Here is a 24,794-nt window from a genome sequence, read left to right as displayed (position 1 = left end):
GCAACACCCCGTAGTACACGGATGTGGACGCTCCGACCTCCAGGCAGCAGCTGGGCACTGACCGGGGGCGCGCTGTCCGACCTCGAGATCCGGTGCTCCGGAGCGGGGCCCGTTCACCTCGTGGGCCATCAGGGCAACCATCCGCCTCCATGTCGCAGTCCGGCGGTCGGCCCACGGCACCGCCGCTCCGCAGGCGGGGTCCGGCCCGGCGGCCCGGCTGCCGGGCACAGGGCTCTGTCAGTGGCGGGTGGCAGCATCGGGCGTATGACGGACATCACGGCATTCGACTGGCGGGCCTTCCTGCTCGGGTGGAGCGGGGAGTGGGCGGATTCCCTGCCGGACGGCGAGACCCGGGGCGAGGACGAGGAGGCCGCCCGGCGGGCGCGGTGGCTGGGGTTCCCACCCGCCTCCGAGGAGCGGATCGCCGTCATGGAGGAGCGCCTCGGCCGTCGGATGCCCCCGTCGTACCGGGAGTTCCTCAAGGTCAGCGACGGGTGGCGGCACGCGGGCGGCTTCGTGTCGCTGCTGGCGGGGACCGCGGACGCGCGCTGGCACGCCAACGAGTCCGAACTCGCGGAGCTGTTCGAGGAGGACCTGGACGAGGACGCCGAGCCCGAGGAGTGGCGGGAGGCGGACCTCTGGAGGCGGGGGCTGCAGCTCGACGTCGACTCCGACGCCACCTACGTCCTCCTGGATCCCGAGGACGTGGACGAGGACGGCGAGTGGGCCGTGTACACGTGGGCCGGCTGGCGGGCCGAGTCACCCGAACGGCACGCGAGCTTCCTCGCGTTCCTGCGGGACATGCACCGCCAGTTCCACAGTCTGCGGGCGCGAGCCGGCGACGGGGTACCGGCGTTCGTCAACGACACGACGCGAAGGCTGGACACCCTGGTGGAGGAGGCCCGGCTGGAGGCGCTGCGGGGCGGCTGGGCACGGGCCGTGGAGGCGCTGGACGAGGCCAAGGCGTACGGCAGACCGCGGGCCGCCGGGCTGGGCGACCAGATACGCCGACTGCTCGGCCAGACCTTCATGGTCTACTTCGACGGCCTGGTGACGGACCCGCGGTACGCGCCCGAACTGCTGCCACCGTTGGTCGCCGAGCACGCGGCGCACTCGTACCGGGACGACTCCACGCTGAGGTTCCACCTGCGGGGCGCCGACGACGACCTGGTGGCGCTGGCTTACGCGACGCTGGACCAGGTGCGCGGCGGCACGTACCGGTACACGGCGACCGGTCCGTTCGGAGAGGCGGTCGAGCGGGCGCGGGAGCAGGCAAGGTGGGCGGACACCGACGGGGCATGGCGGACGCTGAGGGACGCTCTGCCCCTGTGGGAACCACTGGGACCTGACCACCTGGCCCCGCTGGGCTGGGTGGCCGACCCCGTACTCGGGCCGCTGCTGACGCCCGAGCGGGGCCGCGAGCTGCTGTCCACCCCACGGGGCGGGCAGACCGGTCAGGCACCGGGACCGACGGCCGGGCTCGCCCCGGACGGTCCGGCGTGGCTCGCGGAGCGCGACCACGGCGACAACCGCACGTCGCGGGCAACCTGAAGGACGGCACCGAGGCGGAACACAGTCGCTTGAGTCCCGGACCGCACCGCTGGACCGCACGGGTGCGCCCGAAAACGTGGCGGATGTGGTGTGCCCCGGCAGAGTACTTTGACGTGCCCCTCCCGGCCGCGGCCCGCGACCCGTAGCCGGCCCGCAGACTTCCGGCAGGACATCACGGCGTTGGTCCGACGAGCCCAGGCCGCAGGCGCGTCGCGGCCGCGGCCGTGCACAAGGAGCGGGGTGCCCCCGCACCGGCCCCGATCCTCGATCTGGGCAGCGGTCCCGACACCGGCAGCCTCACCCTCGCCCTCGCCCGCCAGTTACCCGGCGACGTTCGAGGCGGTGGACATCTCTCCGCAGATGCTGCACCGGCTGCACAAGCAGGCCGCGGCGACTGGCATCACCGACCGGATCAGCACGCTGGAGGCGGACTTCGACGAGCCCTGGGCCGAGATCGGTGAGGGCGGGCCGTACGACCTGATCTGGGCCGCCGCCTTCCTGCACCACGTGGCCGACCCCGCCCGCCTTCGCCCGGGCCTTCGAGCAGCTGCGGCCGGGCGGGCCCATCGCCGTCACCGGGATGGACTTCTTCCCCCGGTTCCTGCCCGAGGACACCGGTACCGGCCGGCCCGGCCTCGATGCCCGCCTGCACGCCGCCACGAACACCCAGCCGCCCCACGAATGGACCGACCACCTCCGGGGCGCCGGGTTCACTCCCGAGGAGCGGCGCCCCTTCGATATTCGTCTCGACAGCACTCAGGCAGGACCGTCGCTGAACGCCTGCGCCCAGGGCTTTCTGGCCAAGCCGCGCTCCCACGCCACAGACGTCCTGGACGCGGGCGACCTGTCCGCCTTGGACGCGCTGCTGGACGAGACACAGCCGCACGGCATCGCGCGCCGTGACGACCTGAGTGCGCGCGCACCACCCGCACCACCTGAATCGCCCGCCGCCCCTGACCCGCGGAGCGAGCCGCGCCAAAGCCCGCCTCACCCACCGCTGGGCCCTGGAAGTCGAAGCCCGGCCGGTGGGCGAAGAGCACAACCCGATGGGACCGTGCCCGTGCCGTTCCTCATGACGAGGACACAGGGCCCGGGACGCTCAGTCCATGACCGCGGTGGCCTCGATCTCCACAAGGTGCGCGGGGATGTCCAGCGCCGCGACGCCCAGAAGGGTGGCCGGCGGGGCTGCGGTGACCCCGAGCTTCTCGGTCGCCCGGGCGATTCCGGCGAGGAGCAGGGGCATCTTGTCCGGGGTCCAGTCGACGACGTACAGCGTCAGCTTCGTCACGTCGTCGAAGGAGGCGCCGACACCGGCCAGCGCGGTACCGATGCTGAGGTAGCACTGCTCGACCTGCGCGGCCAGGTCGCCGTCGGAATCCCAGGCGACCTGGCCGGCGATCGAGACCAGCTTCGTACCGGTCGCGACCGACACCTGGCGGTAGACGTCGATCTCGGGCAGTCCCGCGGGGTTCACCAGGGTGATGGCCATCGTCGTACGCCTCCTTGTCGCACAGGCCTGCCGGCCCGCGCTTGCTCTCTTGTGGTTACTGGGAAACCGTAGAAGAGTGGCTGCTGACATGGAAGAACGCACTTTCAAGTGACTGAGGGACCTTATGGTGACCAAGCAATTCACGGGCTCTCCCGCGGAACAGGCGGACCTGAGGCGGGCGGATTCGCTGGCGCGGGAAATCTTCTCGGACGTCGCCAACAAGTGGGCGCTGTTGATCATCGAGGCCCTGGGCGAGGGCACCCTGCGCTTCAGCGAGGTGCGGAGCGCGGTCGAGGGGATCAGCCACAAGATGCTCACCCAGAACCTGCGCATGCTGGAGCGCAACGGTCTGGTCGAGCGGACCGTGTACCCCACGGTCCCGCCGAAGGTCGAGTACACCCTGACCGAGCCGGGCCAGGGACTGCGGAAGACGGTCGACGTGATGTGCGAGTGGACCCACCGAAACCTCGGCCACATCGAGGCGTCCCGACGCGGTTTCGAGGGCTGAGAACGGCCGGTCCCATCCCTCAACCGCCCTTTCCACGAGTCGGCATGGTGGCCGCGCGCATAGCCGACCCTCGAACTATGTTGCCCCGCCACATGTGCGCTTGACCTGCGGGTTCCTACGGTGTGGCGACACGCGAACGTCCCCGTCACACCCCAGGAAGTGGTGCCGATGTCGTCGCCCGCAACCGCTCCACCGGCCCCGGACAACTTCAAGCGCATCGTCGCCGCGTCCCTCATCGGCACCACCATCGAGTGGTACGACGACTCATCCGACCAGAGCTACGACCTGCGGCCTTTCCAGGGTTGACCCTTCCGAGTCAGCACCGCGCCGGCATCGGCAATTCTCGTGCCGGCCGGGGAACGAGGAAGCACCAGACCTGGCCGAAGGCTGCCCTGATGACATCGTGACATTGGCGCGGTCGGGTTGGCCTCGGCAGCGGGGCGACGAAATCGGCCAGGCTCGGGCGCGCGTCGGCGCTCGGCAGCTTGTCGCCGCGCTCGACATACTCGACGGTCTTGGCCGACGGGCCGGCGTCGTTGACGGCGTCGGCACTGCGGTGAGACCCGACGACGGGACACGGTCTTAAGCTTCATCCGCCGAATGTGACGCCGGCCCGGCCAACCCGTGCAACAGCAGGTCCGTAAGGGTGTCGACGACGCGCTGGTCGTCTTCGCCGCCGGGGGGCGTCAGCACAGCGTAGTTGAGGGTGACGAGCATCGCGCCTATCGCCCCCGCGATGAACTCGGGGTCGCCGGGCAGCTGGTGTCCGCGCTCGACCAGGTACTCCAGATGCTCCCGAATGGTGTCTGTCTGCTCGCGCAGGTCGCGCCAGGCCCGGCCCGTGCCCGGGTCGTCGGCCACCATCGCCTGAAACAGTGCGAGCGTGACCGGGCGATTCTGCCGCATCACCGTCCAGGCGACACCGAGGTGGTCGCGCAGCTGGTCGCGGTCGGTCAGGTCGTGGTCGCGGGGGTGCTCCAGGCCGACCATGCGCTCGTCGATCGCATCCTCCATCTCGGCGAGGAGCGCCTGGAGCAGCTCGTCCTTGCCGGCGAAGTGTTCGTAGAACGAGCCGGTCGAGCGTCCGGCCGCTGCGGTGATGTCGGTGATCTTCGTATTGAGGTAGCCGCGATCGTTGAACAGCCCCCGCGCCGCGTCCAGCAGCGCGGCACGAGTCTGGGCCGCACGGACCTTTCGACTGGCGGTACTCGCCTGCGGCATGTCGTCCTCCATCGGCTGTTGACAGATGCCAGCCTATCGGAACAGACTTACGCTGAATCAGTATTCAGTGAAACCAAATTCAGGGAGCGCTGTGCGAACGATCGTGATCGGTGGCGGGATAGCCGGGCCTGCCATCGCCCTTGCACTGCAGCAGATCGGTCACGACGTGACCGTCTACGAGGCGTACGATGTTCCGCCCGAGGACGTCGGCGCCCACTTCAGCCTGGCGGTCAACGGCCTGCGCGCGCTGGAGAAGCTGGGCTGCCTAGGCGACGTACAAGCGGCCGGACACCCCATCGAACGGATGCGGTTCTACACGGAGGGCGGCCACCTCTTGGGCGACGTGCCACGCCTTCGGCGTGAAGCCGACTCGATGCGCAGCATCTCGCTCGAGCGCGGACGGCTCGTGGCAATCCTGCGGCGCGCGGCGCTCGACGCGGGCGCGCGGATCGTCACCGGCGAACGCCTGGTGGGCGGAACGGAGTCAGCGGACAGCGTGGTGGCCGAATTCGCCTCCGGCCGGCGCGACACCGCGGAGCTGCTCGTGGGCGCCGACGGCGTCTGGTCGACCGTGCGCGGGCTGATCGACTCGTCCGCGCCGCGCGCAGAGTACGCGGGGCTCTACGGGGTCGCCGGAATCGCCACCATGACGGGTCTCGAGCCCGGCGTCTGGAATCTCGCCTACGCGCGCCACGGCGCCTTCGTATACACCAGCATCGACGAAAAGACCCAGTGGTGGACGGCTCAGATCGGAGATCCGGTCAAGCCCGACCTACGAGGCATCGACGACGCGCAATGGCTACGGCGCGTCGCCGAGCTGTTTCCGGAGGCGATGCCGAGGGCCATCGTTGGAGCCGCGACATCGATAGTCGCGTCCGGCCACCTGAACGTCTGCGATCCGGTCCGGACGTGGCACAGTGGGCGCATGGTCCTGGTCGGCGATGCCGCCCACCCTGTCGGCGTCGGACACGGCGCCTCGATGTGCACCGAGGACGCTTTGGAACTCGCGGCGGCGCTGAGCAGCGCCCCGACCGTCCCAGCGGCGCTCAAGGCCTACGACGCGGCACGCCGCCCGCGCATTGACAAGCTGCTCAAGCACGGGCACAACGCCCGTGAGAGCAAGCGGCCCGGTGCCGTGAAGCGACAGGTCAACGCGGCGAAGATGCGCGTACTCCTCCCGTTCTTCGAACGGGCGCAGGGATACCTGTACGACTATGAGCCGCCTTCCCTGTCCGCCATGGGCGGATCACCGTCCGCCACGCGCTAGACGGCCCGCAGGCCCGACGTCTCGCTCGTGAAGATGGACGCGGGTTGCCGAGGATGGGTGTCGGCAGGGCCTCATTCACAGGGGGCGCCGGTGCATGTCGCGCGTACGAGGGTGGGGTCGGATTTCCACGCCCGTTCGGTGGTGGCGTGCAACGTCCGCAACGGACACGGCGCGAGACCGTACTGACCGACCATTGACCGACCCGCACGGATGACAACCCGGTGTGGCGACGCATCGAGGACGATGCGGCGCCACACCCATCGAGAAGGAGAAGCAGTTGCTGAAATCGCTGGTGAGGAAGAACCTGGCCATCGGGCTGGTGATCACGGCCGTCATCGCGTCGCTGTCGGTGGTTGTTGCGGACGACGGCAGCAAGGTGGAGGAGCTCAGGAAGTCGCTGATAATAGGCTTATCAGTGACGGGGGCAGTGACAGGGGGTACCTGGTTGCTGCAGCGGAGGCGTGCGGCACGGTGACCGGCGTCCAAGCACCGGCCCTGTGGTCACCGGCGCTGCAACGGCATCGCCTCGTCAGTAGGCGCCGCCTCGGTGGCCGGACCGCCACGGGGCGAGGGGGTGGCCCGGCGACTCCTCGGCGTCTGGGATCGCGTTTCAACGGCGGCTTGACGTGGACCTCGGAGAGGGGCGACACGAAGTCGTACTTCCGTACGGCGTGACCTCGCCCCAGCGGACGCCCCTGCCGGCGGCGGACTCGACGAGCGGGTGCCACTGCGCGTCGCACGATTCCCGGCCGGTCGAGGTCTCCTGCTCGGTGACACACCGGTGCAGAGCCGCAGGTCCTGGCTCCGATCGGATGAGACGTCGCACCACTCGATGGTGGTGCCGAAGGACGCGGCGACGATGCGCTTGAGGTTGTTCGCGGCTGGTGGAGCGGTTGCGGGCGACGACATCGGCACCACTTCCTGGGGTGTGGCGGGGACGTTTGTGTGTCGCCACACCGTAGGAATCCACAGGTCAGGCGCACATGTGGCGGGGCAACATAGTTCGAGGGTCTGCTATGCGTGCGGCCACCACGCCGGTTCGTGGAAAGGCGTCGCAGGGGCTCGGTGATGGTCGAAATGAGTGCCGTCCGGGACGAGCAGTTCAGGGTGGTTTGACGGTGCGGTGCTGACTCCCCTGCTGACTACGCTCCGTTGAACTCATTACATGCGGCGCGGGCGGCCGTTCGCGGGACGGTCGGCCCAAGACCGTCCCGTACAAGCCCAGCCCCCGTTCCGCTCCCCACCGCCAGGCCGCTGAACAGGACACACACGGCAGCCCGGCTGGAGTACTGACATGTGGGCGTCTTGAGAGTATCCCGTTGAGGTCGTCGGAGGGCTTTCGCGCTGAGCCGGGGGCGACGAACCCGGTCCGACCGCCGGTGCGGCTGCGGACCCGTCGTGGACAAGGCTCTGAGGCCGTCGGCATGCTGGAACCGGCCACGGTCGTCTCACTGCTCCGCAACCTCGCGGCGGGTCAGGGATAACGAGGAACCCGGCGGTCATGCACATCATCCCCAGCCCTGCTGGCCGAAAACGTCGGTGTAGTTGCTGCCGAAGCCCGGGACCTCATAGACCTCGACCCGTAGCAGGAGTGCCGTCGTCGTTCATCATCATCTCCTCCTCCTGCATGTCTGACATTCTCCTCACCCGTGCGGCTGCGGAGCTCGGACGACGCTTCCGGCCGGTCGGGACACAGGGAGTCTGGTTTGCGCAACCGACCCGGTCACCGGCGGTGTCCGCCGATGCCCTCGTCGTCCGCTTCGTGCCAGATCACGTGACCGTCCGCGATGTACACGACGTCGTCGCTTGCGAACCGCGTAGGATCAGGTTCCGGACGGCCGGGCCCGGCCATGTCGTCCAGGTCCACCTGCAGCCGGTCGATGTCGTTCACCAGCCTGAGCAGGTGTGGTGTCGTTCCGTCGTTGGTCCGTAGCGAGTTCAAGCAGATGCGCAAGGTGTTGAGGGCGTGACGCATTTCCGTGAGCTGCGCGTTCGTCATGGCTTCCTCCGTCCAGTGCGGTTCGGTGGTCCCCCTGCGCGGCCAGGGACAAGGCGGCAGCCCAGAGACCGTCTTACGATGTCCGGGACTCGGTCAGTTCGCGCCAGCCTTCCGCGCTCAGCGCGTGAGCGGGTGCTCCCGAGCCGGCCAGACGCCGCCACAGGGGCGGGGAGACCAGCAGGCAGGCACTGATCGCTCCCAGGAGCAGGGCTCCGGCCGGATCGTGGCGAAGGGGCAGCAGTTCCTCCGCGCTTCCCTCGTACCACCCTCTTCCGGTCGCGGCCCGGGCGAGTTCCTGCAAGATGTCCAGCCGCCCTCGGCCCACCTCCGCGTGCCGCAGCACGGCCATGAGCAGCATGTGGGTACGGATGCCCGCGCGTGCGGGCGGCGGAGGCCCCACGGCTTCGCCTCTCGACAGAGCGAGCCAGCGCGGCACCAGGTCGACGCCGGCGAGTTGGGCGTTGACGGGTTCCACGAGCCGCGGGTTGACGTCGATGTAGCGGACCGTGCCCCGCGACTCGTCCAGAATTCCGTCCATGGACAGCGGTCCGTGCCAATCCAGCGCGTCGCCCAGCTCGGTGAGGTGCCGAGTCACGTCGGGCAGCGTCAATGACTCCTTCGCGGCGGCGCTGCCCTGCGCCCCCTCTCGGCTACGCAGTGACACATGCGCGCCGACCAGGGTGCCCCGGTCGAACAGCGACTGGGCCATGACGAGCGGTCCTCGCAGGGCCTTCTGAACCAGAATCACGCCGCCGCGGTCGAAGGTCTCCCTCACCTCGGGCCGGGCTGCGGCCCCGGCCAGCCCTGCGGGGTCAGTCGCGCGCCAAACCCCGCGACTCGAGGTCGCCACCGGCAGCTTGACGTACGCGGGCAGCAGGTGCACCTGTGCAAGCAGTTCCTTCGCGTCCGTCACCAGCGCGGTATCCGGCTGGGGCAGTCCGAGTGTGCCGAAGAGCCTGACAGTCTCGGCCTTGTCCTGAACCTGACGCACCGCGTCGAACGCCGGAACGGCCAGTCCGACTCCCATCGCGCCGAACTCCTCACGGTGTCGCGAGAGCGCCACCAACTGCTCGTGGGTGGGTAGCACGACGTCGTACTCGTATTCCGCCAGAACTCGCCGCAGGGCGACCAGGTAACGTTCCGGTCCGGCGGAGAAGCGCGGGCCGCGGTGGCGGCGCGCCACCCACCGGGACCGTGCGGTGAGGCCGAGTCCGCCGCTGTCCATGACACCGATCTCGTGTCCCTGGCGCCCGAGCACCGTCAGTATCTCGCGGGCCGACGCGCTGGACGCCTCGGTGAGCAGGACTCGGTAGCGAGGAGTGTGGTGCTCGCCGTCAGCCATGGGCCGTCTTCCTCTCCTTCAGTGAACCGCTGGCACCCCGGCTCCTTACACCGAGCACGAGTGTCACGCCGCCTATGGCAAAGAACGCCAGGATGGAGAGCCACGCCAGGCGGTAACTCCCCGACACCTGCAGGACGATCCCGAAGGCCGATGTACCGAGGAAGGCCAGGCACCTGTTGACCATCTCGAAGATGCCGATGAACTCGGTCGTCTGGTCCTCCGGTACGAGCCTGATGAACACCGACCGCGACAGCGCGTAGGTGCCACCCACCACCAAGCCGGCGCCGACACACAGCGACAGGAAGGCGAAGAAGGCCTCGTCGGGGACGAGCGCCCCGGTGACCACCGTGAGCATCCAGGCGACCAGCAGCCCTTGGAGCACCCTGCGGCCCCCGTACCGCTCCGCCAGGCGCCCGGCGATGAGCGCACCCGCGAACGCGACGAACTGGACCGCGAGGATGGCGATGACCAGGCTGTCCTGCGAAATGCCGATCTCCTCCACCGCGTACGTTCCCACGAGTGAGGTCACGGCCTGCATGCCATTGTTGTAGAGCAGAAAGGCGATCAGGAACCAGCGAGCCCCGGGCAGTTTCCACAATCGGCGCACGGCCATGAAGAGTGTGCGGTACACGCCACTCGTCACCGACTGGGCCTCGACAGCCGGAGGAGTTCCGTAGCCGCGCATCATCCATATCGCCACGATGGCGAAAACCAGCCACCACACTCCGGTGATAAGCAGAATGAGCCGTACGGCCTGACTTTCCGTCAGTCCAACCGTTTCGTGATTGGCGTACAGCGCGAGATCGAACACCAGCACAAGACCGCATGCCAGGAATCCGGCCGCCGATCCCTCGGTGGACATGCGATCCTGCCGCCTGGGCGAGGCGAGAATCGGGATGTACGTGTTCGCGATCATGATGGAGGCACCCAAGGCCATGATGGACACCACGTACAGCACGCCTCCGAGGAGGTAATCCGTGGGACCGATGGCGACCATACCGATGCCCGCGCACGAACCGCCGGCCGCGAACACCGCGAGCAGCCGGCCCCGGTCGTGCCGTTCGGAGAGTGCCGCAGCAGCGGGCAGCAGGAACGCCTGGAGCAGGACGGACAGAGCGGCGACGTACGGGTAGAAAGAACCAGCCAGCACCGGGATGCCCAGAGGGTGGACATACCCGTCGACGTCGGCCGCGTTTTCACTGACATCGGTGATGTACGGCCCGAAGAAGATCGAAGTGACCGAGGTGGCGAAGACCGAAGTCGCGCAGTCGTAGCCGTACCAGCCCAGTCGACCGCGCCGTGTCTCACGCCAATGCATCTCCTCCTGAGTTCCGGGCGCAGCCAAGGTACGTGCCTGGCCGGCCATTAAGGGCGCCCTGTGGCAAAAAACGCGAGCACGGTACGGATCATGTACGAGGCAGGAGTCATAGGACACCTCCGCAGCGTGGGGGGAACAGACCTTTTTCTCACCGTAGGGCGAGATGAGGCCCACCATCCATGGCACCCGCCCCCGAGTGTCGGTGGGGTTACCCCCCGACCCATATCCGAATTTTCAGACACCAGCCAGAGGAATCCGGAGCGGGATGCCAACGGAATGCGACTCGAAATCACCGAAGAAGCTGATCTTTTCAGCCACGCAAGGGCATCACCATCGTCTCAAGCAGTTCCTGGGGCCGGTCGTTTATGAAGAAGTGCCCTCCAGGGAACATGTGCGACCGAAAACGCGCTCGCGTGAGACTCTCCCAGGCCAGCAGCTCGGTCCGATCGGCCCGGGGGTCCTCTTGGCCGCCGAAGACCGTCAGGGGGACGTCCAGGAGCGGCTCTGGCCGGTACTGGTACGTCTCGTTGACCCCCAGGTCCGCGCGCAGCAACGGCAAAAGCAAGGCCATGAGGTCCTTCTCTCGCAGTACTGCTTCCGGCGTACCCCCCATACCGGCTACTTCGCCGATCAGCTCGTCGGCCGGCAGATCACGCAGGGGACGCCGGGTGTCCGGCAGTTGAGGTGCCGCCCGGCCGGAGACGAAAAGGTGGACGGGAGGCCCGGCGTCCATCCGGCGGATCTCCCGCGCCAATTCGAAGGCGACCAGCGCACCCATGCTGTGCCCATAGAGCGCGTATGTCCCGGTGAACTGTTCGCTCAGCGCCGCCGCCAGGTGTCCCACAAGCTGGTCGCAACGGTCGTACGGCGCCTCCCGGAACCTTTCGGCCCTGCCCGGCGGCTGCACGGGACAGACTCTGACGCCCTCTCCGACGAGGGAGCGCCAGGGTGCGAACGCTGCCGCGCTCGCACCGGCACTGGGAAAACAGAACAACCGGGGAGCGGCAGGTGGTGGCTCACCGAACGGCAGGCACAGCCCGGCAAGGCTCCCGTCAGCAGTCACTCCCGGCATGGCTTGTTTGACGTCTTCGCTCATCGGGTCTCGACCGTCAGGTACTCCGGCGGTGACTGGATCTGTCGCAGATCGGACTCGAGAACCAACCGGTTGCCGTCGCGTTCAGCCTCCCGGAAACCAGCGAAGGCATAGGTCACGTACATGACCCGGTTACGCCCGGTCTCCACGAAATCCGCTCGGAGTACGGCGCCGTCGTCCCGGGCCAGTGACATCACGTGGTTGAGCAGCACCGTTCCGACGCCCCGCGCCAGTACTCGGCAGGACATCAGGAGCATACGCAGGTGCCATGCGGGCCGGCCGCGCTCGACCAAGGCGAGCCCGATCTTGCCGTAAGTCCCGTATCGGTCCGTCAGGCCCGCGACCAGCAGCACATGGTCCGGCGACTGCCGCAGCCCGTCCAGTTCCTCGTACGAGTAGGTCCGTCCGGTGGAGTTGAGCTGATTGGTCCGGACGGTCAGTTCCTCGGCCCGTTGCAGGTCCTCCCGTTCGGCGGGGGAGATGGTGAAGTGCATGCCGAGTGTGGCGAGGAACTCCTCGTTGGTCCCGGTGTACTCCTGCTCCAGCTGGTCTCTCAGGGCCGCGCTGCGGTACATGTCCCGGCGTATCCGGGACTCGTCGGTGATGAACTTCGGCTGAAACTCCGGTGCTTGTAGCGCCTGTTCGAGCTCGGCGACATCCACCGTGAGGACCGAGGGCAGCATGTGCTCCACCTCGGCGCGTTCGAACGGCTGGTCGTCGACGAAGGCGACGGCGTCCAACCCGATGTTGATGGCCTTGGCGATCGCCTCGATCGAACTCGACTTGGGATTCCAATTGATCTGGGGATAGAGGAAGTACTCCGCGAGCCCCTCGGCTTCAAGGCGCTCCATGGCGGCGGCGTGATCGTTGCGGCTGGCGACGGAGTGCAGGACGCCGAGGTCGTTGAGCCTCTTGATCTCGGACACGACCTCCGGCCGGACGGCCACCCGGCCCTCCTCCAGCAGGACTCCGTCCCACAGAGTGTTGTCGAGATCCCACACGACGCACTTGATCCGGCCCTGGCGGGGCTTGCTGTCAACCATACTTCCGGTGGTCTCACCGGGGTTCATACTGCCTCCTGCCGGTACGCTTCTGTCGCGATGGTGAGCTGCTGGAGTTCGGTGCTGCCCTCGATGATCTCGGCTACCTTGGAGTCCCGGTACATCCTCGCGACCGGGTACTCGGCGCTGAAGCCGTTCGCGCCATGAATCTGCACCGCGTCGCTCGCGGCGGCCGTAGCTGCTGTGGAGGCCTGGTACTTCGCCACCCAGGTCGCCATGATCGTCGCAGGGTCGTCCGCGTCTTTCAGCCGGCCCGCCTCGGCGCACAGCAGCCGGGCAGCCCGACTGCTGACCACCATGTCCGTCACCTTCCGGCGGATCAACTGGAGTTCGGACAGCCGGCCGTCACGAACCGAACGCCGGGTGGTGTAGTCGACGCAGGCGTCCAAGCACGCCTGGACGATCCCGACGGATCCACAAGCCACGCTGTAGCGGCCCAGGTCCAACGCTCCGGTCATCACGGTCCCTGCCGCCCAACCCGGCGGACCGATCATCGCGTCCGGACCGACCCGGACGTCACGCAGCACAATGCCGGCGAGCATGCTGGCCCTGGTGCCCATGACCCCGGTGAGGGGAGTGATCTCCACCCCGGGGGCATCGGCCGGCACAAGGAAGGCACTCATCCCCTGTTCGGTCCGGCAGAAAACAAGGAGCAGACCGGCGACCTGGCCGGCGGTCATCCACTTCTTCTCACCGTTGATGACCCAGCCGGTCCCGGCAGGCTCGGCGAGCGTGCCCGAAGCCGAGGCATCACTGCCGCTGTCCGGCTCGGTCAGGCAGAAGGCCCCAAGCAGGTCACCGGCGGCCAGGCGGGGCAGCCAACGCTGCCGTTGTCCGTCGGTACCCCAGCGGTGGACCGTCCAGGCCACCATAGTGTGCACGGTCAGGAAGCTGCGGACGGACGAGCAGCCCCGACCGATCTCCTCGTGGACACGTCCCAGCGTGGTCCACGTCATGCCTGACCCACCCGCGTCGACGGGGAGGAAGGGGGCCCACAGCCCCTGCTCTCCCACCCTGGTCAGCAGCTTCGACGGCAGCCGTTCGTCCCGGTCCCACTCCTCGGCGTACGGAACGATGTCGGATGTCACGAAGTCACGGACGGATTCGATCACGTCCTCCGGTGCCCCCGCGGTGCTGCCACAGGCCTCGGTCAAGGAAACGGTCATCGTGTACTCCTGGTCATCCGGCCGACAGGCGGACGCTGTCGGTCATCCCGCCCACCAGGTCGGCCATGGCGTTGAGGGTGCGGAAGCTGTCCAGCCGCAACTGCTCGTTGGGTACCCGGACGCCGAACGTCTTCTCCACGAACATGACGAGTTCCATCGCGAAGAGCGAGTTGACGAAGCCCAGGGCGAAGATGTCCTCGTCGTCGGCGAGGGAGATCCCGGGGAACTTGGCGGAGATGAACTCACGTATGGGCGTGCGAACGTCGTCGGACATGGTCGGACACTCCTCAGTTGACGGGAACGGAGCGGACAGCCCCGCTGCCTTCGGCGGACGGACCGGTTTGCGAGGTGGCCGACGGGCCGTAGGCGTAGAAGCCCTCACCCGACTTGCGGCCGTGCAGTCCGGCGTCGGTCATGTGCTTGAGCAGCGGGCAGGGACGGTACTTGCTGTCCCCGAAGTGCTCCTGGAGCACCTCGATGCTGTACAGGATGGTGTCGACACCGATGAGATCCGCGGTCTCCAGTGGCCCCATCGGGTGGCCGAAACAACTACGGAAGACCTCGTCGACCGTCTCCGCGTCGGCCACGCCCAGTTGCTGGCGACCGGGGTGCTGTCGCTGCTGACAGCGGTGCTGTCGGACTCCGCGTTCAACAGCTGGGGCCGACGGATACCGTTCCTGCTCTCCGGGGTACTGGTCATGGTCGGTTTGTGGATTCGTCTGTCTGTCGACGAATCGCCGGTCTTCAAGCAGGCGTTGGCACAGGCCGCCACGCGCGAGGCAAAGGCCGAGCCGCTGCCGATCGTCGCCGTGCTGCGGCACCACTGGCGTGACGTGCTGATCGCGATGGGCGCGCGGATGGCGGAGAACATCAGCCATTACGTCATCACGGCCTTCATCCTCGTCTACGCCACCACCGCCGCCGACGTCTCCAAGCAGAGCGCGCTCAACACGGTACTGATCGCCTCGGCCGTGCACTTCGCGGTCATCCCGGCCTGGGGTGCGCTGGCGGACCGGATCGGGCGGCGTCCGGTGTATCTGCTGGGCGCGGCCGGTGTCGGGCTGTGGATGTTCCCGTTCTTCACGCTCATCGACACCGGTGACTTCGGCAGTCTGCTCCTCGCGGTGACCGTGGGCCTGGTGATGCACGGCGCGCAGTTCGCCTCCGTCGCGGCCGGCGCCCCCGCGCCGCTGATCGCCACCGCACTGCTGGACAAGTACGACAGCTCCACCCCGGTCTCCCTCTACGTCATCGCCGCGGTCGTCCTGACGCTGATCGCCGTGGGCGTGGCGAAGGAGACCCGCCGGCGGTACCTCAACGAGGTCATGCCGTCTTCCGAAGGCGCGGACGGAGACGGGGACAAGAAGGAGGCGGAGGGGAGCGCCTCCGGGGCGCCGGGGGCACGCGCCCTGTGCCCTGTCCTGTCTCTGGCCTCCGTACGCCCGTGCGTGCGGGGGTCAGTGCGGTGCCGGGGCCGACAGGCGGTGGAGTCTGAGCGCCAGTTGTGTCTCCAGTGCGCGGTCGGGGCTCTGCCAGTCGTCACCGAGGAGGCGGCCGACGCGTGCCAGGCGCTGGGCGACCGTGTTCACGTGGACGTGCAGGGCGTCCTTGGTGCGGGCGGGGCTCATGCCACAGGCGTAGTACGCGTCGAGGGTGCGCAGGAGCTCGGTGCCGCGCCGCTCGTCGTAGGCCACGACCTGGCCGATGGTGCGCTCGACGAAGCCGGACACGTTCTGGTCCCCGGCCAGCAGCAGGCCCAGGAAGCCGAAGTCCTCGGCGGCGGCGCCGTCTCCGGAGCGGCCCAGCAGGCGCAGCGCGTCGAGGCAGCGTCCGGCCTCGGTGTACGCGGTGGCCACGGAGTCGGGGTGCGTGGCGAGGTTCTCCACGGGGGCGGAGGCGCCGACGGTGACGGTCTCGTGGACGGCCTTGCCCAGCTGGAGGGCGGTACGGCGGGCCAGGTCCGTGGCACCGTCCCCGTCAGTCAGGGGCAGCAGGAGTACGGTGCCGCCGTCCCGGGTGGCGGCCAGGCCGTGCCGGGTGGCGGCGAGGTGGGAGGCCGCGGCCCACAGGCGTCGGCGCGCGTCCGCCTCCTCGTCGGCGTCGGGTGCGGTGGCGTCGAGGCGGGCGGCGAGTACGACGTGGGTGGCGTCCAGGTCGGCGCGCAGCCGTCGGGCGCGGTCGCCCAGCAGGCGCGGGTCGCGGGCGCGGGCGTCGAGCAGGTCGTCCAGCAGCTCGCCGCGGACACGCTGTTCGGCCTCGGCGGCGGAGCGCCGGGCGAGCAGGAGGAGGGAGGTGACCATCGCGGCGCGTTCCAGGGTGAGCTGGTCGACGGGGTCGAGTCCGGGGTGGCCGCGCAGGACGAGGGCGCCGAGCAGCTCGTCGCCGGCGGCGACGGCGGCGATCCAGTCGTCATCGTGCCGCACCGCGTGGCCGTCGGCGTGGGACGCCTCCAGGGGGCGCGCCGGTGCCGAAGCGGCTTCGGTGAACTCCACGGTGCCGGCCAGGACCTGGGAGACGGCGGCGGCCACGTCGTGGACGCCGCCGCCGCGCAGGACGAGTTCGGCGAGCCGGTCGTGGACGTCGGAGGCACGCTCGATGACGCCGCCGCGGTCCCGGATGATCTCGTTGGCCCGCTCCAGGCCCGCCAGGGCCGAGCGAGTCTCGGCGAGCAGGTTCGCGGTGTCGATGGCGGCTGCCGCGAGGGCGGCGAAGGAGCCGAGCAGAGCGATCTGTTCGCGTTCGAAGACGCGGGCGCGCCGGTCCGCGGCGAAGAGCACGCCGATGACGTGGTGGCCGAGCATGAGGGGCACGCCGAGGATGGCGACCAGGCCGTCGTCCCGTACGCCGGCGTCGATGGTGTGGGTGTGCTGGAAGCGGGCGTCCGCGAAGTAGTCGTCGGTGACGTAGGGGCGGGCGGTCTGGGCGACGAGGCCGCCGAGTCCCTCCCCATGCCGAGCCGCAGTTGCTGGAAGCGGGCCGCGACCGACCCCTCGGTGACGCGCATGTAGGTGTCGCCGCGGGCCGGGTCGTTGCGGCTGAGGTAGGCCACGTCGGTGCCGAGCAGCGAGCGGGCCCGCTGCACGATCGCGCGCAGGACGGCGTCCGGGTCGCGCAGTCCGGCGAGGTCGTGAGCCGTCTCGAACAGGGCGGACAGCTCGGCCTCACGCCTGCGCCGGCCCTCGAGTTCGGAGCGCACGCGCAGGGCGAGGCGCTTCGCCTGTTCGAGCGCGGTGATCCGCACGGCCGGTCCTCCCTCGGCGCGGGCGAGCAGCACCGGCCGTTCGTAGGCGTCGGCGGACGCGCCCCGGGCCAGCAGCTCGAGGAACGGCGCCTCGACGGCGGCGGGCGCCGGGGCCACCGCATCGCCTGCGTCGCCGGAGTCGCCGGCCGACGCTCCGGCATCGTGGGCGGAGCGCTCGGCGGACTGCACGTGGTCGCGGGACATGGTCACAGGATTCCCCCTCGCACGGTCGTCCCGGCAGCCCTGTGGAAAACCCCGGCCGCCGGGGGCGCCGCCCCGGCTCGGTGAGCGGGCCGGTCCCGCCCTTCCCTGCTCAGTGCGCGGTCCAGCCGCCGTCCAGGACCAGTGAGGTGCCGGTGACGAAGGACGCCTGCGGGCCGCACAGGTAGGCCACGGCCTCGGCGACCTCCTCCGGTTCGATGAGCCGCCGCACGGCGCTGTCCCGCAGCAGTACGTCGGTCAGCACCCGCTCCTCGGGGATGCCGTGTGCCCGGGCCTGGTCGGTGATCTGCCTCTCGACGAGCGGGGTGCGCACGTAGGCGGGGTTGACGCGGTTGGAGGTGACGCCGTGGGGAGCGCCTTCGAGGGCGGCGGTCTTGGACAGTCCCTCCAGCCCGTGCTTGGCGGAGACGTAGGCCGCCTTGTAGGCCGAGGCGCGCAGGCCGTGGACGGAGGAGATGTTGACGATGCGTCCCCAGCCCTGCCCGTACATGTGGGGCAGGGCGCCGCGGATGAGCCGGAAGGGGGCCTCCAGCATCACCGTGAGCACGGTGTGGAAGACGTCCGGGGGGAACTCCTCGATCGGCCGCACCAGTTGCAGTCCGGCGTTGTTGACGAGGACGTCGGTGCCGGCGGCGGCGAGTTCCGCGGCGTCCAGGTCTGTCAGGTCCAGGACGTGGGGTTCGACGCTGCCCGCGAGGCCCCCGCAGCTCCCGGCGAGGGCATCCAGCCCGGCGGCGTCCCGGTCGATCGCTCGGACCTTGGCTCCCGCGGCGGCCGGCCGCCGCGCACAGGCACGGCCGATGCCGCCGGCGGCGCCGGTGACGAGGGCGGTACGGCCGGCGAGGTCGAGCGAGGAGGCGTGGGGGGCCGGAAGGACGCTGGGCGAGGTCATGTCCCGACCCTAGGCAGGCTCCGCCCCACCCCCCATGTGGGCACGCCCCATACTTCAGACGCAACCAGTGGGGTCGAACCATGTGGGGGCGTCGGCCAGTGCCTGCTTGACCCGGGCCTGCCCGAAGTCCCTGAGGTCCGGCAGGGCGTCCACGGCGAACCAGCCCACGTCCAGCGACTCGTCGTCGTTGACCCGGGCCTCGCCGCCGACGGCACGGCAGCGGAAGGTGATGTCCATGTACTGGCAGACGTCACCGTTGTCGTACGTGACCGGGTCCAGTGCCTGGACGAGGACCACCCGCTCGACGGCACACCGTACGGCCGTCTCCTCCTCGACCTCGCGCACGGCGCAGGCGGCGGGCTGCTCCCCCGGTTCCGGGATGCCGCCGATCAGGGACCAGCGACGGTTGTCGGACCGTCGGTTCAGCAGCACCCGGCCCTCGTCGTCGAAGACGACGGCGGTGACTCCGGGGAGCCAGAGCAGCTGGTGTCCGGCCGAGGCGCGCAGGTCGCGGATGAAGTCGGGAGTAGCCATGCGCACGACCCTAACGGGCCTCTCGGGCCGCTCCCGGCGAGGTCGCGGGGCGTGCGGCGGGCGTACGGCTACACGTCGCGGGCGCGTCGCCCGCGCACACCGGCGCCGATGGCCCAGCCGAGCCCGCCGGCCGCGGCCAGCACCAGAGCGATCTCGGGCAGCACGCCCAGCCGGGTGGCGGGCGTCTCGAAGGAGCGCAGGGGCACCTCCTGGACCAGGGAGTCCGCCACGAACATGCCGGTCTTCTGGGTGACCCTCCCGTCCGGCATGATGATCGCGCTGACCCCACTGGTCACCGGCACGGTGACGGTCCGGCTGTGCTCGACCGCGCGGACGCGGGACATGGCGAGCTGCTGGTAGGTCATCTCGCTGCGGTCGAAGGTGGCGTTGTTGCTGGGCACGGAGATCATCTGGGCGCCGTCGGCTACCTCGGAGCGCACCGCCCAGTCGAAGGCGGCCTCGTAGCAGGTGACGAGCCCGACCTTGGTGCCGGCCATGGTGAACACGCCCGGTTCGGTGCCCCGGCTGAAGTCCTGGCTGACCATGGAGGTCCAGTCGTCGTTGATCGCCCCGATGAGCGAGCGCAGCGGGAGGTACTCGCCGAAGGGCTGGATCTGCCGCTTGTCGTAGGTGTCGACCGGGCCCTTGTCGGGGTCCCACAGGATCTGTTCGTTGAGCAGTTTGCCGTCGCGTTCCACGACGGCGCCGACCGAGACGGGCGCGCCGATCGCCTTGGCGGCCCGGTCGATGACCGCGCGGGCGTCGGGATTGGCGAACGGGTCGATGTCCGAGGAGTTCTCCGGCCAGAGCACGAAGTCGGGCCGGTCGGCCTTGCCTGCCTTGATCTCGGCGGCCAGGCGCCGCGTCTCACGCGCGTGGTAGTCGAGTACGGCACGCCGCTGGGCGTTGAAGTCGAGACCCGCGCGCGGCACGTTGCCCTGGATCACGGCGACGGTCGCGGTGCCGTCCTCCGCCTTGTCGCTGACCAGCGGCCGGGCGGCCACGGCGCCCACGACGGGTACGGCCACGCTGAGGAGGGCGACCGCCGCAGCGCCACGCCGTACCTCTCGGGTGCGGCGCGCCCGGACGGCCAGGCGGACGGCTTCGCCGAGGCCGAAGCCGCACAGGACGACGGCGAAGCCGAGTACCGGTGTGCCGCCGGCCGCGGCGAGCGGCAGGAAGACGCCGTCCGCCTGACCGAACGCGATCTTGCCCCAGGGGAAGCCCTCGAACGGCACGCGCGCACGTGCGGCTTCTCCCGCGGTCCACAGCGCCGCCGCCCACACGGGCCAGGCCGGCAGCTTCGACACCGCTGCGACGCCCGCGCCGACCAGCGCCACGAAGACCGCCTCGATGACGGCCAGGGCGAGCCAGGGGCCGGGGCCGACCTCCACGCCGGTCCACACCAGCAGCGGCAGCAGGAAGCCGAGGCCGAAGAGGTAACCGAGGCCGAGGCCCGCCTTCCAGCCGCGGCCGCGCAGCACCCCGCCGAGGACGGCGAAGGCGGGCAGGGCCAGCCACCACAGGGTGCGCGGCGGGAAGCTGACGTAGAGCAGCACTCCGGAGAGCGCGGCGGCGGCGGCCGGGAGGAGGCGCGGGAGCCGCGCGGCGACGCGCGAGGCGGGCGTGGTCCGCGGCTGTGTCCGGTCCGACTCGCCGACGGAGGTTGCGGTGGCTGTCACCCCCCGGAGTGTACGGCGGGTGACCGTGCCGCCGACAGCTCGGTCCGCGGTCGCCGCGAGGCCCTGGGCGACCGGTGCCGCATCGTTTCGGCACAACGGGTGCGGAGCGGTCCGCGCTCCGCCGACCAGCCGTTGCGTCGTGCCGGGGGCGGGTGGGGCGGGCCGGTGCGAAAGGCGGTCGTGGAGCGGCTCCGGGCCCTCACGGCGGCTCGGCACCGGGGCGCGGGTGCGCTCAGTGCGCCGGTCCCGGTGCCTTGGGCCGCAGCCGTTCCTTGATGACCTGGACGGCCGCTTCCGCGTCGTCCACGGTGATCGTGAAGGTGTGGCCGTCCCACAGCCGCAGGATCACGCCCTCGCCCCTTCGTACGACGACGGCGGTGCCCTTCTCGGGCCGCCATCGGTAGCCCCAGCCGCCCCAGTGGCGTGGGGTGACGTGCGGGGCGAACTCGGCGCCGACGACGTGCGAGAGGGGGATGCGGCGACGGGGCAGGCCGATGTGGCCGCAGCGCACTTCGAGGCACTCCTCGTCGACTCTCAGGGCGACGTGCACGAACGCCAGTGTGCCGAAGAGGACCAGGAGTCCCGCCGCGATGCAGCCGACGACCGCCATGGCCAGCGGGGCGACGCCCGACTCCCAGGCCGAGTCGACGGCCAGCGCGATACCGAGTGCCACGCTGGCCGCGCCGATGAGCGCCAGCAACCACTGGACCCGGTTGGTGGCACGTCCGGTCCAGACGTCCGGCTGGGGGGTGGTCTCGCCGTGGCGATGCCTCATGGATAAGAGGTTACTCATGTTTCGCTGCGCGGGTACCTCGTCGCGCAGGGTGACTGGGCCGACCGGGCGTCGCCGCCGGTCAGCGGGCCGGTGTCACCGCTCGCAGGAGCCGGCCCTCGTCGTAGGCCAGCGCGGGCGCGGGCAGCGTGCCCTCACGTCCGCTCAGCAGCACGGTGAGGGTGCCCTCGGCCGGCGCCCCGGGGTCGGGGCGGGCGCCGATCCGGCGCAGCGCCTGGGCGGCGACCGCGCCGGCGGAGCCGTGCAGGACGAGGCGCGGGGCGCCGGGGCGCTGCACGGCGGCGCGGATGCGTTCGGCGACCAGTTCGTAATGGGTGCAGCCCAGGACGACGGTCGTCACCGCGTCGGGTGTCAGGGCCGCCGCCGCGGCCACGGCCGCGGTGATCGCGTTCTCGTCCGCGTGTTCGACGGCGTCGGCGAGCCCCGGGCACGGCACCTCGGTGACCGCCGCGCCGCCGGCGAACCGCTCGATGAGACCGCGCTGGTAAGGACTGCCGGTGGTGGCGGGCGTGGCCCAGATCGCCACGGGGCCGCCGCCGGCCGCGGCGGGCTTGATCGCCGGGACGGTGCCGATGACCGGCAGCGCGGGCTCCAGCCGGGCACGCAGCGCGGGCAGGGCGTGGACGGTGGCGGTGTTGCAGCCGACGATCAGGACGTCGGGACGGTGTGCGGCGGCGGCCTCGGCGACGGCGAGGGCCCGCTCGGTCAGGTCCTCGGGGGTCCGCGGTCCCCACGGCATGCCGTCGGGGTCCAGGGAGAGGATGAGATCGGCGTCCGGGCGCAGGCGCCGTACCGCGGCGGTGGCCGCCAGCAGACCGATTCCGGAGTCCATGAGAGCGATCTTCACCGAGCCACCATAGACGATGGGCCGCTGCGGGCCGTGGCCGTGGGGCAGACTTCGCACGTGAGCGCAGATGCGTGGACCTCCGTCGTGACCGTCGTGACCGCCCTGTCCCTCGCCGCCTGGCTGTGGCTGCTGCTCGCCCGGGGCTTCTTCTGGCGTACGGACGTCAGACTGCCGCTCCTGGAGGAGCCCGCCGCCTGGCCCTCCGTGTGCGTCGTCGTCCCGGCACGTGACGAGGCGGCGATGCTGCCCGCGAGCCTGCCGCCGCTGCTCGCCCAGGACTATCCGGGGCGGGTGGAGGTCTTCCTGATCGACGACGGCAGCACGGACGGCACGGGAGAACTGGCCTGCGAGCTGGCCCGGCGGCAGGAGGGTCTGCCGCTCACCGTGGCCTCGCCCGGGGAACCGCCCGCCGGCTGGACGGGCAAGCTGTGGGCGGTGCGCCACGGCATCGCTCTGGCACGCGCGCGTGAGCCCGAGTACCTGCTGCTGACGGACGCCGACATCGCCCACGCGCCGGACAGTCTGCGCCGGCTGGTGGCGGCGGCCGGTGCCGGTGGTTTCGACGTCGTCTCGCAGATGGCCCGGTTGCGGGTCCAGAGCGTCTGGGAGCGGCTCGTGGTGCCGGCCTTCGTCTACTTCTTCGCGCAGCTGTACCCGTTCCGGTGGATCGGCGAGGACGGCGCCGACGCGAACGGGGGTGCCGGGAAGACGGGGACGCGGACGGCGGCAGCGGCGGGTGGCTGCGTGCTGCTGCGCACCGAGGCCGCCGAGCGGGCGCGGATCCCGGACGCCATCCGGCACGCCGTCATCGACGACGTGGCCCTGGCGAGGGCCGTGAAGGGCAGCGGCGGCCGCGTCTGGCTGGGGCTGGCCGACCGGGTGGACAGTGTGCGTCCGTATCCGCGGCTGCACCACCTGTGGCGCATGGTCTCGCGCAGCGCGTACGCGCAACTGCGGCACAACCCCCTGGTGCTCGCCGGAACGGTCGTCGGCCTGGCGCTGGTGTACCTGGTGCCGCCGGTGGCGGTGGTCGTGGGTGCGGCGACGGGGAGTACGACGACGGCCGTCCTCGGCGCCGCCTCGTGGCTGGTGATGGCGGGGACGTACGTGCCGATGCTGCGTTACTACCGGCAGCCGGTGTGGCTCGCCTGGCTGCTGCCGTTCACCGCGTTCCTGTATCTCCTGATGACGGTCGACTCCGCGGTGCAGCACTACCGGGGACGTGGTGCGGCGTGGAAGGGCCGCACCTACGCCCGTCCGGGCGCCGTGCCCGACGAAGGCTGAGCGCCTGGGCCGGCACGTTCCTCACTTGCGGCCGGGGGTCCAGTTCATGCCCCACCCGTAGGCGTGGTCGACGGTCCGCTGCGGGCTCACGCCGCGTTCGGGCACCAGGTAGCGGGCCTCGCGCCGGACGACCAGGTCGCTGCCGGTGTTGGTGATCAGCGCGAGGGCGCACACCGTCGAGGGGACCGTGCACTCGTCGAGCGAGAAGTCGACCGGGGCACCGTGCTGCGGCCGGAGGGTGACCGTGGCGTTCAGGTCGGCGAAGGAGCGCGCGCCCTGGTAGATGGTGACGAAGACGAGGACACGCCGGAAGTACCGCTGGTGGTCGAGGTTGACGGTGAGGTTCTCTCCGGAGGACACGGCGCCGGTGCGGTCGTCGCCGTCCAGGTGGATGTAGGGCGGCTGCCGCAGGGAGCCGAAGGCGTTGCCGAGGGCCTGGACGACTCCCTTGCTGCCGTCGGTGAGTTCGTACAGGCAGCACAGGTCGAGGTCGAGGTCGTCGTGCGTGGCGGCCGGGCGGCCCAGTTTGCGGGCCCAGCCGGAGAACTGCTTGCGCACCTGCCAGTTGAGATTGACGCGCAAGGAGCCCGAGGTGCCGCCCTGCTTGGTCAGCGACACGGAGGGTGCCGCCTTGGTGAGCGTGACCTTGGTCAGGCGGACCGGCTCGGCGGGGGGCGCCGTGGGCGGGGGCGGGGTGACTGCGGGGGCCGGTGGTGCCGACGGGGCGGCCGGCGTTGCCGGTGGGGCGGCCGGGGACGCCTGTTGCGGCTCGTCCACCGAGATGCCGTAGTCCGTGGCCAGTCCCTCGAGCCCGCTGTCGTAACCCTGGCCGACGGCGCGGAACTTCCACGCGCCCTGGCGTCGGTAGAACTCCCCGAGCACGAAGGCCGTCTCGACGGTCGCGCCCGGGTTGTCGAAACGGGCCAGCACGGTGTTCCGCTCGGCGTCGCGGACCTCGATGTACAGATCGGGGATCCGCCCGAACGGCCCGCCGTCCGAGGAGGCGGCGAGGAGCACGGTCTCGATCGCGGGCTCCACGCGCGCGAGGTCGACGAGCAGGCTGTCGGTCACCCGGCCGCCGGCGTCCCGCTTGCCCTCGTGGCGGACCGCGCCGGAGGAGTGCGCCGGCTGGTTGTAGAAGACGAAGTCCGCGTCGGAACGGACCTTCCCGCCCACCAGGAGGAGGGCCGAGGCGTCCGCGTCGGGCACACCGGGGCCGGATCGCCAGCCCAGTTCCACCCGCGACGCCGTCGTGGGCACCGGGGTGTTCGACCCTTTCGACAT

At 70.3% G+C, this 24,794-nt stretch carries 21 protein-coding genes and 4 pseudogenes; 8 read left to right on the top strand and 17 right to left on the bottom strand.

Translation table 11 applies throughout. The annotated features are described in order from the left end of the window. Nucleotides 1-264: 264 nt before the first annotated feature. Together ACH4NX_RS03980 and ACH4NX_RS03975 are read left to right on the top strand one after the other, a co-directional pair. Nucleotides 265-1,539 (top strand): annotated as a pseudogene (locus tag ACH4NX_RS03980) (SMI1/KNR4 family protein); the annotation flags it as partial. 372 nt (nucleotides 1,540-1,911) lie between these two features. Next, the gene (locus ACH4NX_RS03975) at nucleotides 1,912-2,454 is read left to right on the top strand and encodes a class I SAM-dependent methyltransferase (RefSeq protein ID WP_398129963.1); all 543 of its coding nucleotides are present in this window, start codon (nucleotides 1,912-1,914) and stop codon (nucleotides 2,452-2,454) included. A gap of 196 nt (nucleotides 2,455-2,650) precedes the next feature. Here ACH4NX_RS03975 and ACH4NX_RS03970 read toward each other — a convergent pair whose 3' ends face one another. After that, nucleotides 2,651-3,040, bottom strand: a complete 390-nt coding sequence (locus ACH4NX_RS03970) for a RidA family protein (RefSeq protein WP_351397823.1) — start codon at nucleotides 3,038-3,040, stop codon at nucleotides 2,651-2,653. Nucleotides 3,041-3,164: 124 nt separating this feature from the next. On the opposite strand from ACH4NX_RS03970, the gene ACH4NX_RS03965 reads away from it, so the two are divergent. Both ACH4NX_RS03965 and ACH4NX_RS03960 read left to right on the top strand, forming a co-directional pair. Continuing rightward, entirely contained in the window at nucleotides 3,165-3,548 is a 384-nt protein-coding gene (locus ACH4NX_RS03965; protein WP_351397820.1) for a helix-turn-helix domain-containing protein, read from the top strand. A 168-nt stretch (nucleotides 3,549-3,716) separates the two neighbouring features. Continuing rightward, nucleotides 3,717-3,854, top strand: a complete 138-nt coding sequence (locus tag ACH4NX_RS03960; protein WP_398129966.1) for a hypothetical protein — start codon at nucleotides 3,717-3,719, stop codon at nucleotides 3,852-3,854. Between the two features lie 276 nt (nucleotides 3,855-4,130). On the opposite strand, the gene ACH4NX_RS03955 is transcribed toward ACH4NX_RS03960, so the two are convergent. Beyond that, complete coding sequence (locus tag ACH4NX_RS03955; RefSeq protein ID WP_351397816.1) at nucleotides 4,131-4,781, bottom strand: TetR/AcrR family transcriptional regulator; 651 nt, start codon at nucleotides 4,779-4,781, stop codon at nucleotides 4,131-4,133. 79 nt (nucleotides 4,782-4,860) lie between these two features. On the opposite strand from ACH4NX_RS03955, the gene ACH4NX_RS03950 reads away from it, so the two are divergent. Both ACH4NX_RS03950 and ACH4NX_RS03945 read left to right on the top strand, forming a co-directional pair. Continuing rightward, the gene (locus ACH4NX_RS03950) at nucleotides 4,861-6,036 is read left to right on the top strand and encodes an NAD(P)/FAD-dependent oxidoreductase (protein ID WP_351397814.1); all 1,176 of its coding nucleotides are present in this window, start codon (nucleotides 4,861-4,863) and stop codon (nucleotides 6,034-6,036) included. Nucleotides 6,037-6,313: 277 nt separating this feature from the next. Further along, nucleotides 6,314-6,511: a hypothetical protein gene (locus tag ACH4NX_RS03945; RefSeq protein WP_351397812.1), complete on the top strand. Its 198-nt coding sequence runs from the start codon at nucleotides 6,314-6,316 to the stop codon at nucleotides 6,509-6,511. A gap of 1,248 nt (nucleotides 6,512-7,759) precedes the next feature. Here ACH4NX_RS03945 and ACH4NX_RS03940 read toward each other — a convergent pair. The 8 genes and pseudogenes from ACH4NX_RS03940 to ACH4NX_RS03905 form a co-directional block, all read right to left on the bottom strand. Continuing rightward, nucleotides 7,760-8,035 carry a hypothetical protein gene (locus ACH4NX_RS03940; protein ID WP_351397809.1) on the bottom strand — a complete coding sequence of 92 codons (276 nt, stop codon included), beginning with the start codon at nucleotides 8,033-8,035 and terminating at the stop codon, nucleotides 7,760-7,762. Nucleotides 8,036-8,108: 73 nt separating this feature from the next. After that, nucleotides 8,109-9,377, bottom strand: a complete 1,269-nt coding sequence (locus ACH4NX_RS03935; protein ID WP_351397806.1) for a hypothetical protein — start codon at nucleotides 9,375-9,377, stop codon at nucleotides 8,109-8,111. After that, complete coding sequence (locus ACH4NX_RS03930) at nucleotides 9,370-10,743, bottom strand: MFS transporter (RefSeq protein WP_351397803.1); 1,374 nt, start codon at nucleotides 10,741-10,743, stop codon at nucleotides 9,370-9,372. The genes ACH4NX_RS03935 and ACH4NX_RS03930 overlap by 8 nt, the downstream gene beginning before the upstream one ends. Before the next feature lie 262 nt (nucleotides 10,744-11,005). Beyond that, nucleotides 11,006-11,791, bottom strand: coding sequence for an alpha/beta fold hydrolase (locus tag ACH4NX_RS03925; protein WP_351397801.1), 786 nt, complete (start codon nucleotides 11,789-11,791; stop codon nucleotides 11,006-11,008). Further along, entirely contained in the window at nucleotides 11,788-12,831 is a 1,044-nt protein-coding gene (locus tag ACH4NX_RS03920) for an HAD-IIIC family phosphatase (protein ID WP_351397800.1), read from the bottom strand. The genes ACH4NX_RS03925 and ACH4NX_RS03920 overlap by 4 nt, the downstream gene beginning before the upstream one ends. Nucleotides 12,832-12,854: 23 nt before the next feature. Then, nucleotides 12,855-14,015 (bottom strand): acyl-CoA dehydrogenase family protein, encoded by a 1,161-nt coding sequence (locus ACH4NX_RS03915; RefSeq protein ID WP_351397798.1) that lies wholly within the window; start codon nucleotides 14,013-14,015, stop codon nucleotides 12,855-12,857. Nucleotides 14,016-14,028: 13 nt separating this feature from the next. Further along, nucleotides 14,029-14,289 (bottom strand): phosphopantetheine-binding protein, encoded by a 261-nt coding sequence (locus ACH4NX_RS03910; protein WP_351397794.1) that lies wholly within the window; start codon nucleotides 14,287-14,289, stop codon nucleotides 14,029-14,031. A gap of 13 nt (nucleotides 14,290-14,302) precedes the next feature. Next, nucleotides 14,303-14,605 (bottom strand): annotated as a pseudogene (locus ACH4NX_RS03905) (3-hydroxyacyl-CoA dehydrogenase family protein); the annotation flags it as partial. On the opposite strand from ACH4NX_RS03905, the pseudogene ACH4NX_RS03900 reads away from it, so the two are divergent. After that, nucleotides 14,552-15,157 (top strand): annotated as a pseudogene (locus ACH4NX_RS03900) (MFS transporter); the annotation flags it as partial. The pseudogenes ACH4NX_RS03905 and ACH4NX_RS03900 overlap by 54 nt on opposite strands. 315 nt (nucleotides 15,158-15,472) lie before the next feature. Here ACH4NX_RS03900 and ACH4NX_RS03895 read toward each other — a convergent pair. The 6 genes and pseudogenes from ACH4NX_RS03895 to ACH4NX_RS03870 form a co-directional block, all read right to left on the bottom strand. Beyond that, nucleotides 15,473-17,460 (bottom strand): annotated as a pseudogene (locus ACH4NX_RS03895) (helix-turn-helix domain-containing protein). A 109-nt stretch (nucleotides 17,461-17,569) separates the two neighbouring features. Further along, nucleotides 17,570-18,370 carry a 3-hydroxybutyrate dehydrogenase gene (locus ACH4NX_RS03890; protein ID WP_398129943.1) on the bottom strand — a complete coding sequence of 267 codons (801 nt, stop codon included), beginning with the start codon at nucleotides 18,368-18,370 and terminating at the stop codon, nucleotides 17,570-17,572. A gap of 54 nt (nucleotides 18,371-18,424) precedes the next feature. Next, nucleotides 18,425-18,904, bottom strand: a complete 480-nt coding sequence (locus tag ACH4NX_RS03885) for an NUDIX hydrolase (RefSeq protein WP_398129944.1) — start codon at nucleotides 18,902-18,904, stop codon at nucleotides 18,425-18,427. Between the two features lie 68 nt (nucleotides 18,905-18,972). Further along, a complete protein-coding gene (lnt, locus tag ACH4NX_RS03880; RefSeq protein ID WP_398129945.1) occupies nucleotides 18,973-20,586 on the bottom strand; it encodes an apolipoprotein N-acyltransferase in 1,614 nt (537 codons plus the stop codon). 232 nt (nucleotides 20,587-20,818) lie between these two features. Next, nucleotides 20,819-21,361, bottom strand: a complete 543-nt coding sequence (locus ACH4NX_RS03875) for a hypothetical protein (protein ID WP_351397785.1) — start codon at nucleotides 21,359-21,361, stop codon at nucleotides 20,819-20,821. A gap of 79 nt (nucleotides 21,362-21,440) precedes the next feature. Beyond that, nucleotides 21,441-22,226 carry an aspartate/glutamate racemase family protein gene (locus ACH4NX_RS03870; protein ID WP_351397782.1) on the bottom strand — a complete coding sequence of 262 codons (786 nt, stop codon included), beginning with the start codon at nucleotides 22,224-22,226 and terminating at the stop codon, nucleotides 21,441-21,443. A 57-nt stretch (nucleotides 22,227-22,283) separates the two neighbouring features. Here ACH4NX_RS03870 and ACH4NX_RS03865 point away from each other — a divergent pair, with 57 nt between their 5' ends. Further along, complete coding sequence (locus ACH4NX_RS03865; protein ID WP_398129946.1) at nucleotides 22,284-23,510, top strand: glycosyltransferase; 1,227 nt, start codon at nucleotides 22,284-22,286, stop codon at nucleotides 23,508-23,510. A gap of 21 nt (nucleotides 23,511-23,531) precedes the next feature. Here the strand turns inward: ACH4NX_RS03865 and ACH4NX_RS03860 are convergent, their stop codons facing one another. After that, nucleotides 23,532-24,794, bottom strand: a complete 1,263-nt coding sequence (locus tag ACH4NX_RS03860) for a TerD family protein (RefSeq protein ID WP_398129964.1) — start codon at nucleotides 24,792-24,794, stop codon at nucleotides 23,532-23,534.

Source organism: Streptomyces sp. NPDC017225 (genome assembly GCF_044331465.1).
Lineage (GTDB): Bacteria > Actinomycetota > Actinomycetes > Streptomycetales > Streptomycetaceae > Streptomyces.
Note: the sequence above shows the minus strand (reverse complement) of the source record. Positions and strands in the feature narration are given on the sequence as shown.

Excerpts from the sequence above, each read along its gene's own strand:
- ACH4NX_RS03915 (WP_351397798.1), bottom strand. The coding sequence starts at position 14,015 with ATGACCGTTTCCTTGACCGAGGCCTGTGGCAGCACCGCGGGGGCACCG.
- ACH4NX_RS03860 (WP_398129964.1), bottom strand. The coding sequence starts at position 24,794 with ATGTCGAAAGGGTCGAACACCCCGGTGCCCACGACGGCGTCGCGGGTG.
- ACH4NX_RS03890 (WP_398129943.1), bottom strand. The coding sequence starts at position 18,370 with ATGACCTCGCCCAGCGTCCTTCCGGCCCCCCACGCCTCCTCGCTCGAC.
- ACH4NX_RS03885 (WP_398129944.1), bottom strand. The coding sequence starts at position 18,904 with ATGGCTACTCCCGACTTCATCCGCGACCTGCGCGCCTCGGCCGGACAC.
- ACH4NX_RS03960 (WP_398129966.1), top strand. The coding sequence starts at position 3,717 with ATGTCGTCGCCCGCAACCGCTCCACCGGCCCCGGACAACTTCAAGCGC.
- ACH4NX_RS03975 (WP_398129963.1), top strand. The coding sequence starts at position 1,912 with ATGCTGCACCGGCTGCACAAGCAGGCCGCGGCGACTGGCATCACCGAC.
- ACH4NX_RS03965 (WP_351397820.1), top strand. The coding sequence starts at position 3,165 with ATGGTGACCAAGCAATTCACGGGCTCTCCCGCGGAACAGGCGGACCTG.
- ACH4NX_RS03970 (WP_351397823.1), bottom strand. The coding sequence starts at position 3,040 with ATGGCCATCACCCTGGTGAACCCCGCGGGACTGCCCGAGATCGACGTC.
- ACH4NX_RS03925 (WP_351397801.1), bottom strand. The coding sequence starts at position 11,791 with ATGAGCGAAGACGTCAAACAAGCCATGCCGGGAGTGACTGCTGACGGG.
- ACH4NX_RS03875 (WP_351397785.1), bottom strand. The coding sequence starts at position 21,361 with ATGAGGCATCGCCACGGCGAGACCACCCCCCAGCCGGACGTCTGGACC.
- ACH4NX_RS03910 (WP_351397794.1), bottom strand. The coding sequence starts at position 14,289 with ATGTCCGACGACGTTCGCACGCCCATACGTGAGTTCATCTCCGCCAAG.
- ACH4NX_RS03955 (WP_351397816.1), bottom strand. The coding sequence starts at position 4,781 with ATGGAGGACGACATGCCGCAGGCGAGTACCGCCAGTCGAAAGGTCCGT.
- ACH4NX_RS03930 (WP_351397803.1), bottom strand. The coding sequence starts at position 10,743 with ATGGCCGGCCAGGCACGTACCTTGGCTGCGCCCGGAACTCAGGAGGAG.
- ACH4NX_RS03935 (WP_351397806.1), bottom strand. The coding sequence starts at position 9,377 with ATGGCTGACGGCGAGCACCACACTCCTCGCTACCGAGTCCTGCTCACC.
- ACH4NX_RS03940 (WP_351397809.1), bottom strand. The coding sequence starts at position 8,035 with ATGACGAACGCGCAGCTCACGGAAATGCGTCACGCCCTCAACACCTTG.
- ACH4NX_RS03920 (WP_351397800.1), bottom strand. The coding sequence starts at position 12,831 with ATGGTTGACAGCAAGCCCCGCCAGGGCCGGATCAAGTGCGTCGTGTGG.